Source organism: Devosia neptuniae (assembly GCF_025452235.1).
Classification (GTDB): domain Bacteria; phylum Pseudomonadota; class Alphaproteobacteria; order Rhizobiales; family Devosiaceae; genus Devosia.
The window spans coordinates 4,063,722-4,080,427 of record NZ_CP104965.1 but is presented as its reverse complement, the minus strand read 5'-3'; the positions used below and the strand labels follow the sequence as shown (position 1 = coordinate 4,080,427).

The window sequence follows — 16,706 nt, the reverse complement described above, 5'->3', positions numbered from 1 at the left end:
ATGATACCTGAAATATGGTGATTGGCGAAGGGCGCACGATATGGAAGGTTCGCGCGGATTTGCCGCCGCTTCGGCGGCGGGCGTTGATCGGGCCTGGGCTTGCCGGGCCATTTCGCTGCTGGAGGCGGAAGGGCGCCGCTCCGCCGACACGCATCTGATTTCGCTGCCTTTTTCGGGCCTGCCCGATCAGTCTTTCTATTTCAAGGATGAGTCGGCCCATCCCACCGGCAGCCTCAAGCACCGTCTGGCGCGTTCTCTGTTTCTCTATGGCATCTGCAACGGCAAGATCACCGAGGGTGTCACGCTGACCGAAGCCTCCTCCGGCTCCACCGCCGTCAGCGAGGCCTATTATGCACGCCTGCTTGGCCTGCAATTCATAGCCGTGCTGCCCGCCACCACCAGTCCGCGCAAGATCGAGGCGATCACCCAGCAGGGCGGCCAATGCCATCTCGTGGAGGATGCCTCCACCATCTACGAAGAGGCCGCGCGCCTCGCTCGGGATAGCGGTGGTCACTATCTCGACCAGTTCACCTATGCCGAGCGCGCCACCGATTGGCGCGGCAATAACAACATCGCCGAATCCATCTTCCGGCAGATGGAATCCGAGCCTCATTGCATCCCGAGCTGGATCGTCATGGGCGCCGGCACGGGCGGCACTTCTGCCACGATCGGCCGCTATATTCGCTATCGCAGCTATCCCACCCAGCTCTGCGTCGCCGACGTGGAGCACTCAGCCTTCTATGAGGGCTGGGCCACCGGCAATCCCGACGCCACTTGCGATTGCCCGACGCGCATCGAAGGGGTAGGGCGCCCACGCGTCGAAAAGTCATTCGTGCCCGAAGTCGTCGATCAGATGATCAAGGTGCCTGACGCTGCTTCGCTCGCCGCCATGCGCGTGCTGTCGCAGCGCCTGTCACGTCGCGTCGGCGGTTCCACCGGCACCAATTTCTATGGCATGTGCTGGGCGGCCGCGCAGATGCGCAATGCCGGACAGGCCGGCTCGCTGGTCACCCTGATCTGCGACAGCGGCGAGCGCTACGCCGATACCTATTACAATGACGCCTGGCTCGCCGCCAAAGGTCTCGATATCGCGCCGCACGTGGCCATGCTTGAGGCCTTCCTCGATGGCGGTCCCTTTGTGCCGGCGGCGAGGTAAGCGCCGCCAGGACACTGTTCTGCAGCAGGCGTGTCCGCATCTACGGTGTCACCCCGGTGCAGGCCGGGACCCATCTCGAGATCGCGTCCTAGCCGCAAGGTGTATGAGTGGGTAGTCCTGCGATCTGGCGGTGTGTGCCCAGATCCCAAGATGGGCCCCGGCCTGCGCCGGGCTGACACCGAGAATAGCGTGGCAGGGTGGCCAGCACCCTGCTTCCGCTCCCCCCAATTGCAGCCATCCGCCACAATCTGGTCACCCCGCCGCCACGCCTTCTAACCAATTGTGAGCGCTCGGAAACAAGTTGCCGTGAAGTTCATGAACAGCATGAACAAAATGAAATCTTGTTGCCGGAGTTTAACTGGAACGGGCTTGCCGGCGGGCGCATCGTCACTTCACCAAACATAGAGGAGTTGGGAAGTGAAAAAGATTGCCGCAGTTCTGATCGCTCTTTCCGCAATCGGCAGCGTTGCTGCTCCGGCCTTCGCCGCGACGGCCCCGCACCATTGCGTCTACAAAGACAAATCCATGTGCCATACGGCCGATGGTGACGAGAGTCTGGGTTCGACCAAGAATAACTGACCCGTTGCCAGCCCTGTCCAGAGCGCCGCCTCACGAGGCGGCGTTCTTGTTTTTGTTACTCTCGCCTCTCCCACATTTCCGGCCGCTTGACTCTCCAATGTCCTTCAAGCATGTATGACACCGATGTCATGACATCGGTGTCATACGCCGAGGCAGCATCGTTGAGGAGCAAATCGGCCGCTCGGCCGGGGTAGGGAGGATCGCCTTGGCGACGATCTACGACGTAGCAAAAGCGGCCGGGGTTTCCCCCAAAACGGTCAGTCGCGTCCTCAATGGCGACGCGCCGGTCAATGCCAAAACCGCCGAGGCGGTGCGTGCGGCTATCGATCAGCTCGCCTATGTGCCCTCAAATGCTGCCCGCTCCATGCGCTCGCAGCGCACAGGTCTGATCGGTATGATAACCGGCGCCATCAGCCTCTCGCCTGGTTTCGAGGCAGCCGGCCTGCCGGACATCTATATCGTGCAGGGCGCCCAGCGCGTTTTCGCCGAACATGGCCTCACCCTGCTGATCGCCGACACCGGCAATCAAGCAGCGCGTATTCCTGAGCTGACCCAGACCTTTCTCGAGCATCGCGTCGAGGGCCTGATCCACGTCGCCGAATTCCACCAACAGATCCAATTGCCGCCCAATCCACGCCAGACTCATGTCGTGCTGGCCAATTGCTTTGATGATGAAGGCACGCCGGCCGTCGTGCCGGATGACGAAGGCGGCCAGTTCGAACTGGTCAAGGGACTGATCGCCCGCGGCCACCGCCGCGTCGCCTATCTGATGCTGCCCGAGCGCATGATCGCCCGCGGCCTGCGTCTCTCTGGCTATCGCGCCGCCCATAAGGCTGCCGGCCTCCCCGTCGATCCCGCGCTCACCATCACCGGCGCCCTCAGCGACCGCGCCCATGAATTCGACCTGCTCTGGGATGCTCTCGATCGCCTGCTGTCGCTGCCGGATCGTCCCACCGCCATTTGCTGCGCCAACGACAAGATGGCCATGCGCGTCTATTCGATCCTGCGCGAGCGCGGCCTGTCGGTGCCCGGCGATATTTCGGTGGTCGGCTATGACGATTATCGCATCATCACCGAACATCTCCATCCCACCCTGACGAGCATTGAGCTCGCCTACGCCGCCATGGGTGCGCGCGCTGCCGATCGGCTGCTGCGCCTCATCGCTGGCACCGCCCAATCCGACGAACCCGTCATCGAACGGGTCGCTGGACCTATCACCTGGCGCAACTCGGTTGCTGATTTGAGCCAGGTAGTGACCCCGTTTCAAATGAGGAGGAACGATCAGTGAAAAAACTCGCAGCCCTGGCCGGCATTCTGGCCATGTCGACCGCCCCCGCCTGGGCACAGACCGAATTGAGCCTGTGGTATCACGGCGCCGGCAACCCGACCGAGGGTGAAATCCTGAACACTGTCATCAGCGATTTCAATGCATCGCAGAGCGATTGGGCCGTCAAGCTTGAGCAGTTCCCGCAGGGCGCTTACAACGACACCATCGTCGCCGCGGCCGTTGCCGGCAATCTGCCCGACATTATCGACGTTGACGGCCCCAACATGCCCAATTGGGCCTGGGCCGGCTACATGGCGCCGCTCGAACTCTCGGAAGGCACGCTGGACGGCTTCCTGCCCGGCACCATCGGCACCTGGCAGGACAAAATCTATTCCGTCGGCCTCTGGGATGCCGCCGTTGCCATGTTCGCGCGCAAATCCGTGCTCGAGGAAAACGGCATCCGCATCCCAACGCTCGAACAGCCCTGGACCCGCGAGGAATTCGACGCGGCCCTGGCCACGCTCAAGGCGACCGGCAAGTTCGAGTTCCCGCTCGATCTCTCCATGGATGATCGCGGCGAGTGGTATCCCTATGCCTTCAGCCCCTTCCTGCAGAGCTTTGGCGGCGACATCATGGATCGCACCACCTACACCACGGCCGAGGGTGCACTGAACGGCGACGCCGCGATTGCCTGGGGCGAATGGTGGCAGAGCCTGTTCACCAACCAATACGCTCCCGGCACCTCCCAGACGGCCGCCGACCACGCCACCGGTTTTATCGACGGGCGCTATGCCTTGCAGTGGAATGGCGTGTGGAATGCCCTGCCGGCCATCGAAGCCTTCGGCGACGATCTGCTGTTCCTGCCCGCGCCCGATTTCGGCAATGGCCCCAAGATTGGCGCCGGCTCCTGGCAGTTTGGCGTTTCGGCCACCAGCCCGCACAAGGATGGCGCCAGCGCCTTCATCGAGTTTGCCACCCAGGACAAATATGTCGCGGCATTCTCCAACGGCCTCGGCCTGATCCCGGCTACCGCCTCGGCAGCCGAGCTGACCGAAAACTACAAGCCCGGCGGTCCGCTCGCCGTGTTCTATGATCTGAGCAAGGCCCAGGGCACGCTGCGCCCCGTAACGCCAGGCTATGTCGTCGCCGCGCTCGAGTTCATCAAGCTCGCCGCTGACATCGCCAATGGCGCCGACGTTGCCGACACGCTCGATGCCGCCACGGACGCCATCAACGCCGATATCCAGCGCAACAACAATTACGGCTTCTAATCACGCCTCCAGCCCATGGACCCGCCGCAAGCGGGCCCATGGGCAAAATCCCCGCAAGGTTTGCCTCCCATGAAGCTCACGCCCACCAAATCCCTGCAGAACCATCCGCTCGCGGGTTGGTCGCTTGCCGGTCCGGCGATCTTCCTGATCACGCTGTTCCTGATCGTGCCATTCATCCTGGCCTTCACCCTGTCCTTCACCAATCAGCGGCTGATTTCGCCCAATCCGACTGAGTGGGTCGGTATGCGCAATTTCGATCAATTGCTGGGTGTGGGCACGCTGGTGCTGCAGCCGGAAACGGACGAGGCCGGTGCGCTGGTCCGCGATGCCAAGGGCGAATTGAGCTATCCGCGCGTGCGCGATTACACGCGCAACAATGCCGAATACCCCCAGCTCAGCGGCAAGCGCGAATGGCTCTCCTGGGATTGGGGTGACTCCAAGGTTTACGTGCTGGCCAGCGACGTCGTCTTCATGAAGGCGCTGACCAATACGGTCCTGTTTGTGCTGTTCGTCGCGCCCATCCAGGCAGGTCTGGCTCTGCTCCTGGCGGTGCTGATCAACCAGAAGCTCAAGGGCATCAACATCTTCCGCGCCATCTACTTCATGCCGGTGGTGGTCTCCATCGTCGTCGTGTCGCTGCTCTGGCGCTTCATCTATTCCGGCCAGAGTGGGCTGCTCAACAATATGCTCGGCTTCCTCAGCTTCGGCGCCTTCAAGCCCGTCGATTGGCTGGGCAATCCCGCTACGGCTCTGTGGTCGATCCTCGCCATGTCGGTCTGGCAGGGCGTCGGCTTCCACATGGTCATCTGGCTGTCGGGTCTGCAGACCATTCCGGTTTCGCTCTACGAGGCTGCCGATATCGAAGGCGCCACCACCTGGCAGAAGTTCCGCTATGTCACCTGGCCCGGCCTGCGCAACACCGCGGTACTGATCCTGATCGTCATCACCATGCAGGCCTTCTCGCTGTTCTCCCAGATTGACGTGATGACCGGCGGTGGTCCGGTGGATTCCACCCAGACCATGGTGTTCCAGGCCGTCGAGCGCGGCTATGGCCAGCAGAATATCGCCGGCGGCTCGGCCATCTCGGTCATCCTGTTCCTGATCGTTCTCACCATCTCCATGGCCCAACGCTATCTGACCCGGGAGCGCAATCGATGAGCGCCGTCATTTCCCCCAATACCGGCTTCAAGACCGCGTGGCGCTATCTGCTGCTTGTCGTCTTCGCGCTGATCTTCGTGTTCCCCATCGTCTTCATGGTGGTGTCCTCGTTCAAGCCGGCCCAGCAATTGCTGCGCGACACCGCCTCGATCGCCGCCTTCCTGCCGGTGGGCGATCTGTCCTTCGACAATTACGCCGCTGCCTTCCGCCGTGCGCCGGTAGCCTTGTTCATCTTCAATTCGGTCTTCATCACCGTAGTCACCGTGGCTGGTGCGCTGTTCATCTGCTCGATGGCCGCCTTCTCCTTTGCCTTTCTCGAATTCAAGGGCAAGGAAGTGGTGCTGGCTGTGCTGATCGCCACCCTGATTGTGCCATTCGAAACCATCGCCATTCCCATGCTGATGCTGGTCAACAATCTCCCCTGGATCGGCGGCAGCGGGTTACAATTTGGCTGGCTCAATACCTACCATGTGCAGATCGTACCGTTCTTGGCCGATGCGCTGACCATCTTCCTCTTCGTGCAATATTTCCGCGACCTGCCGCGCGAATTGATCGAGGCGGCGCGGCTCGATGGCGCCACCTGGTTCCAGGTCTATACCCGCGTCATCGTGCCGATTTCCGGCCCGGTCTTTGCCACCGCGGCGATCCTGAAATTCCTCGCCATGTACAATCAATACCTCTGGCCGCTGCTGGTCACCCAGTCCGAGCAGTACCGCCCGGTCATGGTGGGCCTGCAATACTTCTTCCAGCTCAACATCGCCTGGGGCGAGGTGATGGCCTACCTCTCCATCATCACCCTGCCGGTACTCATCTTCTATCTGGTTCTGCAACGGGCGTTCATCTCGTCCATCGCCTCGACCGGTATCAAAGGCTAACCCCAACTTCGAAAGACGAAAAATTGGTTCTCGCACTTAAAGACAAATGGATTTGGGACTTCTGGATTTACCGCGATGGGGATGATTACCACGCCTATTTCCTGCAGGCCGACAACAGCCTGGCCCATCCCGATATGCGCCACCGCAATGTGACCCAGGGCCATGCTGTCTCCAAGGATCTGTCCAACTGGACCTATCTGGGCACCACCTTCAAGCCCGCCGACCCTGTCGCCTGGGATGATTGGACCACCTGGACCGGCACGACGCTGCGTGACGACACCGGCCTCTGGCACCTGTTCTACACCGGCACCGAGCACGCCGAAGCGGGCATGAAGCAGCGCATCGGCCACGCCACCTCTACCGATGGACACAATTGGACCCGCGTCGGCAATGGCCTGGCGCTCGATATTTCGGGCCCCGATTACGAGGAATATACCCCCGGCCACTGGCATGACCGCGCCTTCCGCGATCCCTGGGTCATGAAGAACCCTAATGGCGATGGCTGGATCATGTATATGGTCGCCCGTGTGCCCGGCATTGCGGAGCCGAATGCCGGCGGCTCGGTCGGCTTTGCCACTTCGCCCGACCTCAACACCTGGACGCTGCAACCCCCCGTCTATCGCGGCGGCATGTTCGGCCAGATGGAAGTGCCCCAGGTCTTCAAGATCGGCGCCAAGTGGTACATGCTGTTCTGCACCGATGGCACCCATTGGTCCGAGGCCTACAAGAAGCTCAATCCGGAAAAGCCGACCCGCGGCACCCATTACCTGATGGCCGACGATCCGCTCGGCCCCTGGGAAGTGGCCCCCGGCGCCTTCTTCGACGGCCACAATGGCCGCCGCTATGCCGGCAAGATCGTCGAGACCGACAATGGCCTGGTCTTCATGGGCTTCGTCCACGACGCCGCAGACGGCACCTTTGTGGGCGAAGTGTCTGACCCGATCCCCGTCCGCGTCGATGCCGATGGCCTGCTGCACACCGAACTCGACAAAGTCGCCCCCGGCGCCAAGATCTAATCAAACCAATGCTTTGTGCTCCCGCCGCAGGGCGGGGGCGCGCACCCCTCAGGAGAGTTCCGATGGCCGGATTGAGCCTCACCAATATCCACAAGAGCTACGGCAAGGTCGACGTGATCAAGGGCGTTGATCTGACGATCGAGCACGGCGAATTCGTCGTCTTTGTCGGCCCCTCCGGCTGTGGCAAATCCACCCTGCTGCGCATGATCGCCGGCCTTGAGGACATTACCGAGGGCGAACTCAAGATCGGCGACCGTGTCGTCAATCAGGTCCAGCCGCGCGACCGCGGCGTCGCCATGGTGTTCCAGTCCTACGCGCTCTATCCACATATGAGTGTCTACGACAATGTCGGCTTCGGCCTCTTGCTCGCCAAAACGCCCAAGGCAGAGCGCGACGCCAAGATCATGGAAGCCGCCCGCATCCTGCAGATGGAACATCTGCTCGATCGCAAGCCGGCCCAGCTCTCCGGCGGCCAGCGCCAGCGCGTCGCCATCGGCCGCGCTATCGTGCGCAAGCCCGACGTTTTCCTGTTCGATGAGCCCCTGAGCAATCTCGACGCTTCGCTGCGCCTCGACATGCGCTCGGAAATCTCCAAGCTGCACAATAGCTTGGGCGCCACCATGATTTATGTGACGCACGATCAGGTCGAGGCCATGACCCTGGCCGACAAGATCGTCGTGCTCAATGGCGGCGTGGTCCAGCAGGTCGGCTCCCCGCTCGAGCTTTACCACAAGCCCGCCAATCTCTTCGTCGCCGGCTTTATCGGTTCGCCCAAGATGAACCTGCTGCCCGTCACGGTCACCGCGCTCTCCGCCGACACCATGACCTTGGCCTCGGAAGCCCTCGAACCCATCACCCTGCCGCGCCGCGAAGGCATAGGGCAGGGCGATACCCTCACCCTGGGCGTTCGCCCCCATCAATTGCTCAAGGACGGCACCAGGCGTATCGCCGGCAAGGTCGACCTCGTCGAACGCCTCGGCAACGAAACCATCATCAGCGCCATCCTCCCCACCGGCGAAACCGTCCTCGCGGCTCTCGCCGGCGACGTCGCCGTCGCGCTGAACGACGACATCGCGCTGAACTTCGACCCCAATGAAATCTGCCTGTTCAACGCAGCGGGCAACGCCGTTTAGCGAGGGTGTAGCGCCAGTCCTGGGTTCAAAAGCATGGCATCCCACCAAACTCGTTCACTTTAGAACAATTATAGGCTTGTCTACCGGTTCAGTGGAATTTAAGACGGGACGCAATAGCGGCCGCCGGGCCGCCCGATCGAATGGCAGAAGCCGATGCTGACCAAAAAAGGCAAGTATGGCCTGAAGGCTCTTTCCGCGCTGGCAGAATTGCCGCCGGGCCAGCTCGCCTTCGTGGGCGAGATTGCCAGCGCCAACAACATCCCCAAGAAATTTCTCGACGCGATTCTGGCCGAGTTGCGCAATGCTGGTTTCGTTTACAGCCGCAAGGGCAAGACCGGCGGCTATAGCCTTGCTCGTCCGCCCGAGGAGATCAAGATCGGCCACGTCGTGCGCGTGCTCGATGGTCCCCTCGCGCCAATCCCCTGCGCCAGCAAGACCCGCTTCCAGCCTTGTGATGACTGCGACGTTGCCACCTGCCAGGTCCGTCACCTGATGCTGGAAGTGCGCAATGCCATCGCAGAAGTGCTGGATAATACCAGCCTGACCGAACTGCGTAGCCTCGGTCCCATCGAAACGCTGACCTCCGAAACGCTGACCGCCTGACGCTGGCTATCTGAGCCGACAGAACAGTGGGCCGCTTGTGCTGTCGCACCGGCGCCTATAAAAACACGTCATTTCTTCCGATTAACATACTTGAGTTGTGTTAATCCCCCTCCCATAGTCCTGTCACTGAGCTGTCACGCGGCGCCATATTGCGGCCCGCCGATGCCCGGTTTGGAGAGGAAAGAGAGGAATCGTCATGACGCGAATGAGCCGGCGAACTTTTGTCGCATCGGTGCCCCCATTGCTGGCGGCCACGCAAATACCGGCCTGGGCCGCGCCCGCATCGGATCTGGATTTGATTGCGAGCCAGAAGGGCGAACCGGCAATCGTCAAACTCTATCGCCAGCTTGAGCGCCTGACTTCGACCGTCACCTTTATGACCACGGGCGCCCATCCCGATGACGAACCCAGTGGCCTCTTGGCCGCTTTGCGCCATGTCTATGGCATCCGCCCGGTGCTCTATTGCATCACGCGCGGGGAGGGCGGGCAGAACAGCATCGGGCCGGAACGCGGCTCGGTGCTCGGCGTGCTGCGCACCCGCGAAATGCAGGAAGCCTCGCGCTCGCTCGATGCTTCGCTCGCCTTTGGCGGTCGTGGGCATAATGACAGCGTGCATGATTTTGGTTTCTCCAAAGACCCCAATGCCACCATTGCCCGCTGGGGCCGCGACCGCGTTATCGAGCGCATGACCTGGGCGTTCCGCCAGTACAAGCCCGACGTGGTGATGAACTGCTTCCTCGACGTGCCGGGCCAGCATGGCCAGCACCGCGCTGCCACCGTGGCGACCTTCATCACGGCCGACATTTCCGGCAATGAAGAAGAATTCCCCGAACAGATCGCGGCCGGCCTCAAGCCCTGGAATGTGCCAAAAATCTACCTGCCAGCCTATGGCGGTGGTGGCGGCGTCTATGACGACGAAATTCCGCCCCCGCCGACGACACTCGTGGTCAAGGCGCCGGCGCGTGACCCGATTTCCGGCGCGACCTTCCCGCAGATGGGCGAATGGTCACGCTCCTGCCACCTGACCCAGGGCATGGGCACCTGGCGGCCCGATCCGCAAACCGAATGGCAGCTCAACCTGTCGCGCGTTGCCGAAGGCGAAGCCCCGACGCAGGAAAATGACATTCGCGACGGGCTGATCGCCACGGTCGGTCACATCGCCGAACTCGACGGCATGCCTGCTTCGGCTGCCGATGCGCTACGCAATGCCCAGGGGCTGATCGAGGAAGCCATTGCCGATTACGGCGATCCCAAAGCCGTGGTCGCCAAGGTGATCGAGATCGGCGCTGCGATCGACGCGGCCCGTGCGCAATTGCCCGCGGAGTTGGTCGATAGCGTCGCCCATCGCCTTGATCGCAAGGTCAAGGAGATCGACCTGGTGCTCGCCACCGCCGCCGGCATGCAGGTTCGCGCCTATACCGATGGTGCCGATCTGCGGCCCGGGCAGGAGGTTCTGGTCAAGACCGATGTCGATGCGCCCGATGATGTCGTGGTGCAATCCGTGGCGGTTATTGGCCGCGACGGGCTGAGCAGCAAGGCCGGCGAGGAGGGCGAGTTGGTCACTGCCGCTGCCGATGCTGCACTGACTAACCCTTTGACTGAGCAGTTCGATCCGCTGGGCGGCAATGGCGATGCCTTTGTGCGGCTGACCGCTGAAATCGGCGGGCGGACCACCGTGCTCGACATCGACCTGGAAGATGCGCTGCGCGTCATTCCGGCCGCTTCGCTTGAGCTCAAGCCCGACGCGGTGGTGTTCAATACCGAGCGGGACATCGCTCCGGTGGAGATGACTGCCGTGGTCGCCAATGCCACGACGGACGATCTGACCTTCGACCTGCCCGATGGCTGGTCGCTGCTGCCGACTGGCGAAACTGGCCGGGAAGCTGGCACTTTCGAGCTAGCACCGCCAGCCGATCTGGGCACGACTCGTATCGCGATCGAGCCGGTCCTGCTGGGTGAACCGGCTTATGCGATCAACACTTTCTCCTATCCGCATATCGGCAAATCGGTGGTGCCGACGCTGGTGTCGGTGCCGGTGCAATCGGTTGGCGCGGCGCTGCCGGAAAATACCAAGGTCGGCTATGTCAGCGGTGGCAATGACAATGTTCATATCTGGCTGCGCCGCCTTGGCGTCGACCTGACCGAACTGGCGCCGGGCGATATCGAGGCCGGGGCCTATCGCGACCTTGATACCCTGGTTGTCGGCATCTTTGCCTTCGGCAAACGGCCCGATCTGGTTGCGGCGCTGCCGGGAATCCATGAATGGGTGAACAATGGTGGGCATCTGGTGACGCTCTATCATCGGCCCTCCGATGGCTGGGATCCGGAGGCGGTGCCGCCGGCTTTCCTCAAGATCGGTTCGCCCTCGATCCGCTATCGGGTGACCGATGCCAATGCCGTCGTGACGGTGCTGGAGGCGGATCACCCGCTGCTCAATTATCCCAATGTCCTGACCGAGGAGGACTGGTCGAACTGGGACAAGGAGCGTGGGCTGTACTTCGCGTCGGAATGGGATGAGGCCTATAAGCCATTGCTTTCCATGAGTGATTCCGGCGAGGAGCCACTGACGGGCTCGCTGCTTTCGGCCGAGATCGGACAGGGGCGGCATACCCATACGAGCCTGGTATTGCATCACCAGCTCGACAAACTGGTTCCCGGTGCCTTCCGCCTGCTGGCCAATCTGACCCAGCCGGCGCGGCGCTGACCCCATAGCCGGGCAGAGGCCTCCCTATAGCCCGGCTCCTCCCGGCAAGGCTCCCGATCTCACGATCGGGGGCCTTGTCATTTAGGGCTGGCTGAACCGGCCGAGGCCGAAGGCCGAGAGGTCGATTACCGAGGCGCCGTCTATCGCCCATTGCGCCAGGCTTTCGCCAATGGCGGCGGAGTGCTTGAAGCCATGGCCGGAGCAGGGGGAAGCGACCAGGATGGCGGCGGAGGCGGGGTGGCGGTCGATCAGGAAGGCGCTGTCCGGCGTGGCGGTATAGATGCAAGTGGCTGTTTTAATTGGATTATTTGTCACACCAGCGAGGCGCCCGGCCAGGTGGGCGGCATGCATGCGATGCGAGTCTGACAGGGGGATGCTGCGGTCGATGGCGTTTGGATCGCTGGGCGGGCCGTAGAACTCGTCGGCGGTCTTGATGCTGATGCCATCAAGGCTCGGGAAGCCGTAGAAAAAGCCGTCCTCTTCCTCGCCATGGGGCCACATATAGACCGGCGAATCGCGCCATTGCTGCGGCGCGTCGGGGGCAAGGGCGAACCAATGCATTACCTGCCGCGTCGGCTTCAGCAGCCGGTCGAACGGGGCGCCGAGTAAACCGCCAGCCCAGGCGCCGGCCGTGACGATGGCCCGGCCGGCGTGGATTGTCTCGCCGCCCAGCGTGATCGACACATCCGAACCATCGGGAGTGATGGCCGTAACGATCTCGCCCAGCTTTATCGTCGCCCCATGCCGCCGCGCCATGTCCAGATTGGCCGCGACGCAGCGCTCCGGCATCAGATAGCCGCCGCCGGGCTCATAATAGCCAATCTCGTCACCGGCGGGGATAAGATTGGGAAAACGCTGGCGGATTTCGTCAGCGCCGAGAATTTCGTGTGCAATTCCATAGCGTTGCGCAGCCGCGATGGACCGCCGGATAAAGCCGGTGCGGCCGGGGCGCTCGACATTATCATCGGCTTGCGAGATGACGATGCTGCCCACTTCGAACAGCATGGATTGGCCGGTCTCGGCCTCGAGTTCACGCCAGATTTCGTGCGAGCGAACGGCGAGGGGAACGTAGGTCTCGCCTTCGCCGATGCCGCGCCGCGTGATGCGGGTCTCGCCATGGGTGGAGCCTTCGGTATGCGGCGGGGCGAAGCGATCGATGCCGAGGGCGCGAATGCCGCGCTTGGCGAGTTGGTAGAGGGTGGCGCTGCCCATGGCGCCCAGGCCGATAACGACGACGTCAAAACTTTGATGTGTCAAGATTTTTGCACCAGATTGGCAAGGATGCGGAAGGCGCCGGGCACCAGCTTGTCGAGCTGGTGATGCAGCACCAGACTGGTGTGGGTATGCCTTCCCCGCCCGATCTGCGCGGTGAGCAGGGACCCAAAAAGGGGCTGCTCACCACTGTCATGCATGGATAGCAGGGGCTGATAAGCGTCGTCCCATTCCGAAGCGAAATAGAGTCCTCGCTCCTTGTCCCATCCCGCAAAATCGTTCGCCGAAAGGCGGTTGGGGAACGACATCAGGGGGCTTTGGGGTAACAGACTGCTAACGTTGACGGCGGGATTGGTTACCCGCCAGCGCAGTGACGGCGAGCCGATGACCAGCCGCCGTGGCGGCGTCGCGTCGGAGTTCCAGCCATCTGAGGGGCGGTGGTAAAGGGTGAGCAAATGCCCGCCGGTTTCAACCCAGCGGTGCAGGCGCGGCACGGCGCGGGCGAGATCGGGCCGGGTGCCAAAGGCGAAGATGCCGATGACGATGGTATCGTATGCTGACAGGTTGCCTTCAAGGGCTGCCGCGTCAAGTTCGGTAACGTCGGCGCCCATGCGGGCGAGCCACAGACCGACCCGGTCGCTGCCGCCACCAACATAACCGATGCGGGATTGGGGGAGGACAAGATCGAGCGCGAGAATGTCGAGCGCTTCTGGCCGGACGAAGTGCGTGCGACCGATATGCGGGTAGGCGATGGGGGTGAGGTTGTAGGCGGGGGCGCCGTCGACCGTCACGGGCAGCGTCAACCGCCCCGCATGTAGACTTGCATCGGCGCGGATTGTGAAGCCGTTGCCGGAACGGGTGATCGTAATGCCAGGCGTTTCATCAATGGCGATTACCTGCGGTGGCGCGTCGGACTGTACAGCCACGGTGTGGTCGGTGGAGGCGGCGGGCAGGGGGATAATCAGGGCGTCGGGGACCAAGCTGACCGCATAGGTTGGCACAATCTGCACTGGCTCTTCGGTGTCGATCAGCATGGTCGCGGCATGGCTGCCGATCTTGAGCGTAACCTCGACCTGCACGGCGCCATTGCCGCCCAGGCTCGAATAACCCGGCAAATAGGCATTGGTGATGGGGGCATCGGCGGCCACCGACAGGGGGATGCCGGTCACCGAGCCTTCGCTTGTGAGGGTACCGGCATGGAGATGAGGGGCCAGGACCGGGCGGATCGTGGCATGGCGATTGCCCAACCAGACCTTGAGCTGACCGCTGCCGCCGGGCGCCAGATTGGCCGGCTCTACCCAGGCCAGGATGTCGAGACCGCTTGCCGCAATAAGAGCCGCGTCGATTTCGGCCAGCTTGCGGCTGAGGCGATGGCCGAACAACTCGGCTTCCGGTTCGGTGAGCGCGGCCTGCGCGGCGAGCAGTTCGGATTTGGCAATGTCCAGCGGGCCGACAATGGCGGCGCCATCGGGAAAGGCCACGATGGCATCGGCAATGGCGGCATCGGCTGCGCGGAGCGGGGCGGATGCCGAACTGGCGAGTAGCGCGGCGATTTCGGTGAGGTTGGCGGGCAGATTGGCGCGAATGTCGGCTTCCGCGGCGGCGCCGAGCTTGAGATGCAGTGGCCAAGCGGTCTGCGGCTCGGCGCGCCAATGGCCCATATTCTGGCTGGCGTGATAGTAGCGGGAGAACTCGCCCAAAGTGTCATAGCTGGCGCCCGTCAGTGGGTCCGAGCCGCTGGCAGTGACGGTCAGCGTGGCTGGTGGGGGTGGGACCTCATCGTCATAGGTGTCGCCGCCGCCCGACCAGGCTGGCAGGTAATATTTGGCCACGCGCCAAGGCGTCAGCCCCTCGGCAAAATGCTCGGGATAGGCGGTGGGATCGGCGGCCAGGGTAATGGCGGTTTCGGCCGCTTCGGTCATGGCGCGGTGGTGGCCATGCTGGCCGGGCACATCGAGAAAGGTCGGAATGACGATGTCGGGGCGTTCCTGCCGGTAGGCGCGCACCAAGCGCTCGATAATGCGGTCCTTGCCCCAGCGGGCGAGGGTGTCCGGACCACTTTTGGAAAAGCCAAAATCGTGCACGGGATCGTCGGGGCCATGGCCGAGCCAGACCACGTCGGCATCGAGTTCGCGGGCGGCTTCTTCCATTTCGCGCGAGCGCAATACGCCCAAGGCGCCGGTACGCTCGGGGCCAAGCGTGTTCTGGCCACCTTCGCCGCGCGTCGAGCAGGCGACGATGACCCGCATGCCCATGCCGAAGCGCAGCAGCGCCAGCATGCCGCTTTGCTCGTCATCGGGGTGAGCGCCGGTATTCATCACCGTCAGTGTCGAGGTCAGCCGGCTCAAGGCGCGGTGCAGGGCGACAATAGCGGGGCGGGATTTGCGGCGGGCGAGACGGTCGCGGGCGGTCAGCATGGCGGTCCTGAAAGTGCGTTCAGACTGCGGGCGTAGCCGGGCCGGTGGCAGTGCTGAGATGGGGGGAGACGGTGTCAAGCAGGGGCAGGGCGGCGGCGCCCAGGGCGGCGGTCAGTTGGCCGGTCTGGCCGCGCAGCACGCGGGGCGTGGTGCGCATGCGGCGGCTGGAGACCGAAACGGGCAGCGGATCGAGCGCTGATATCACCGCGTCGAGCACGGAATCAGGCAGGCCGCCGCCGAAGATGATGGTTTCGGGATCGAAGATGTTTTCGAGCATGCCCACGGTGGGGGCGAGATAATCGGCGGCGCTGGCGATCCAGCCCATCAGGTGCGGGTTGTTGTCGTCATGCAGCGCCTGAATGTCATCGACATTGGCGGCATAAATGCCGGCCAGCGCCAGTTGCTCGCGCAGGGCATAGACCGAGACGAACCGCTCCAGAGCGCCGGCCGCGCCATAGCTGGTCTTGCCCTTGCGGGGTACCAGCCCGACATGGCCGATTTCGCCGGCATTGCCGAAGGCGCCGCGCAGCGGCCGCCCATCCTGAATGACGCCGAGACCCAGGCCGACGCCGAAATAAAGGTAACAAAAATTCCCGCTTTGCCGCCCGGCGCCGTAGAGACGCTCGCCGACGGCTGCGGCGGTAGCATCATTTTCGAGCACGACGCTTTCGCCCGTCGCCTTGGCGATGAGCTTGACCGGATCGGCGCCGGTCCAGCCGGGCAGGGTGGCGGGACCGACCGAGCTCATGCCTTCGATATCGAAGGGGCCGGGCATCACCACGCCAACGCCGAGCAATCGTGTGTCCTGTGCCGAGGCGCGCAGCTTGGCGATTTCTTCGGCCACCTTGCCGGGAATGTAATCGGGGTCAGTCCGCTCCAAGGGGCTGATCGATTGGGCGCGCAGCCCGCCCGAGAGGTCGAGCAGCACGGTGACCATGTGATCCGCCGCGATTTCGACGCCCACGGTAACCGGTCCATTGGGATTGACGGCGAACTGGATGGGCGGCTGGCCGCGGCCCGAGCGCATGCGGCCCAGTTCGACCAGCAGGCCCTCATCGAGCAATTCTTCCACGATATTGGCCACGGCTTGCGCCGTGAGCTGGGCGCGGCGGGCAATTTCGGTGCGGCCCAGATGGCCGTGCAGGCGGATGACCTCGAGGACGACGCGGCGATTATGCGCGCGATTGCGTTCGGGATTGCTGCCGATCGCCACGCGCTGGCGCAAATTGCGCTTGTCCTGACTGCTCAAGAACCGCCCCCCTGATCATGGGTCAACTACCACATCCCTGGCGCCGGAGACTACCCGTGCAGAACA

The 16,706-nt window shown here is 63.0% G+C and carries 13 protein-coding genes; 10 read left to right on the top strand and 3 right to left on the bottom strand.

Annotated elements, in window-relative coordinates:
* The first annotated feature begins 40 nt into the window (after positions 1-40).
* From N8A98_RS22850 to N8A98_RS22805, 10 genes are all read left to right on the top strand, one after another.
* Positions 41-1,156 carry a PLP-dependent cysteine synthase family protein gene (locus N8A98_RS22850; RefSeq protein ID WP_262168767.1) on the top strand — a complete coding sequence of 372 codons (1,116 nt, stop codon included), beginning with the start codon at positions 41-43 and terminating at the stop codon, positions 1,154-1,156.
* Between the two features lie 417 nt (positions 1,157-1,573).
* Positions 1,574-1,735 (top strand): hypothetical protein, encoded by a 162-nt coding sequence (locus tag N8A98_RS22845; RefSeq protein ID WP_162740071.1) that lies wholly within the window; start codon positions 1,574-1,576, stop codon positions 1,733-1,735.
* 205 nt (positions 1,736-1,940) lie between these two features.
* Positions 1,941-3,023 carry a LacI family DNA-binding transcriptional regulator gene (locus tag N8A98_RS22840; protein WP_262168764.1) on the top strand — a complete coding sequence of 361 codons (1,083 nt, stop codon included), beginning with the start codon at positions 1,941-1,943 and terminating at the stop codon, positions 3,021-3,023.
* Positions 3,020-4,273: a sugar ABC transporter substrate-binding protein gene (locus tag N8A98_RS22835; RefSeq protein ID WP_262168762.1), complete on the top strand. Its 1,254-nt coding sequence runs from the start codon at positions 3,020-3,022 to the stop codon at positions 4,271-4,273. The genes N8A98_RS22840 and N8A98_RS22835 overlap by 4 nt, the downstream gene beginning before the upstream one ends.
* Before the next feature lie 69 nt (positions 4,274-4,342).
* A complete protein-coding gene (locus N8A98_RS22830; RefSeq protein WP_113120243.1) occupies positions 4,343-5,431 on the top strand; it encodes a carbohydrate ABC transporter permease in 1,089 nt (362 codons plus the stop codon).
* Positions 5,428-6,306: a carbohydrate ABC transporter permease gene (locus N8A98_RS22825; protein WP_262168760.1), complete on the top strand. Its 879-nt coding sequence runs from the start codon at positions 5,428-5,430 to the stop codon at positions 6,304-6,306. The genes N8A98_RS22830 and N8A98_RS22825 overlap by 4 nt, the downstream gene beginning before the upstream one ends.
* A gap of 23 nt (positions 6,307-6,329) precedes the next feature.
* Entirely contained in the window at positions 6,330-7,322 is a 993-nt protein-coding gene (locus N8A98_RS22820) for a glycoside hydrolase family protein (RefSeq protein ID WP_262168758.1), read from the top strand.
* A gap of 62 nt (positions 7,323-7,384) precedes the next feature.
* Entirely contained in the window at positions 7,385-8,455 is a 1,071-nt protein-coding gene (locus N8A98_RS22815) for an ABC transporter ATP-binding protein (RefSeq protein WP_262168756.1), read from the top strand.
* A gap of 153 nt (positions 8,456-8,608) precedes the next feature.
* Positions 8,609-9,058 carry an RrF2 family transcriptional regulator gene (locus tag N8A98_RS22810; RefSeq protein ID WP_262168754.1) on the top strand — a complete coding sequence of 150 codons (450 nt, stop codon included), beginning with the start codon at positions 8,609-8,611 and terminating at the stop codon, positions 9,056-9,058.
* 196 nt (positions 9,059-9,254) lie between these two features.
* Positions 9,255-11,762, top strand: a complete 2,508-nt coding sequence (locus N8A98_RS22805) for a PIG-L family deacetylase (RefSeq protein WP_449240168.1) — start codon at positions 9,255-9,257, stop codon at positions 11,760-11,762.
* 81 nt (positions 11,763-11,843) lie between these two features.
* On the opposite strand, the gene solA is transcribed toward N8A98_RS22805, so the two are convergent.
* From solA to N8A98_RS22790, 3 genes are read right to left on the bottom strand one after another with little or no spacing between them, the layout of a single operon-like run.
* On the bottom strand, positions 11,844-13,019 hold the full coding sequence (solA, locus tag N8A98_RS22800; protein WP_262168750.1) for an N-methyl-L-tryptophan oxidase: 1,176 nt from the start codon (positions 13,017-13,019) through the stop codon (positions 11,844-11,846).
* Positions 13,016-15,391: a PIG-L family deacetylase gene (locus N8A98_RS22795; RefSeq protein ID WP_262168748.1), complete on the bottom strand. Its 2,376-nt coding sequence runs from the start codon at positions 15,389-15,391 to the stop codon at positions 13,016-13,018. Before N8A98_RS22795 ends, solA begins: the two co-directional genes overlap by 4 nt.
* A 19-nt stretch (positions 15,392-15,410) precedes the next feature.
* Positions 15,411-16,640 carry an ROK family transcriptional regulator gene (locus N8A98_RS22790; RefSeq protein WP_262168746.1) on the bottom strand — a complete coding sequence of 410 codons (1,230 nt, stop codon included), beginning with the start codon at positions 16,638-16,640 and terminating at the stop codon, positions 15,411-15,413.
* Positions 16,641-16,706: the final 66 nt, after the last annotated feature.

What these genes read in the sequence shown, in the direction of transcription:
- N8A98_RS22850 (WP_262168767.1), top strand. Translation starts at nt 41, where the DNA reads ATGGAAGGTTCGCGCGGATTTGCCGCCGCTTCGGCGGCGGGCGTTGAT.
- N8A98_RS22830 (WP_113120243.1), top strand. Translation starts at nt 4,343, where the DNA reads ATGAAGCTCACGCCCACCAAATCCCTGCAGAACCATCCGCTCGCGGGT.
- N8A98_RS22825 (WP_262168760.1), top strand. Translation starts at nt 5,428, where the DNA reads ATGAGCGCCGTCATTTCCCCCAATACCGGCTTCAAGACCGCGTGGCGC.
- N8A98_RS22815 (WP_262168756.1), top strand. Translation starts at nt 7,385, where the DNA reads ATGGCCGGATTGAGCCTCACCAATATCCACAAGAGCTACGGCAAGGTC.
- N8A98_RS22810 (WP_262168754.1), top strand. Translation starts at nt 8,609, where the DNA reads ATGCTGACCAAAAAAGGCAAGTATGGCCTGAAGGCTCTTTCCGCGCTG.
- N8A98_RS22805 (WP_449240168.1), top strand. Translation starts at nt 9,255, where the DNA reads ATGACGCGAATGAGCCGGCGAACTTTTGTCGCATCGGTGCCCCCATTG.
- N8A98_RS22795 (WP_262168748.1), bottom strand. Translation starts at nt 15,391, where the DNA reads ATGCTGACCGCCCGCGACCGTCTCGCCCGCCGCAAATCCCGCCCCGCT.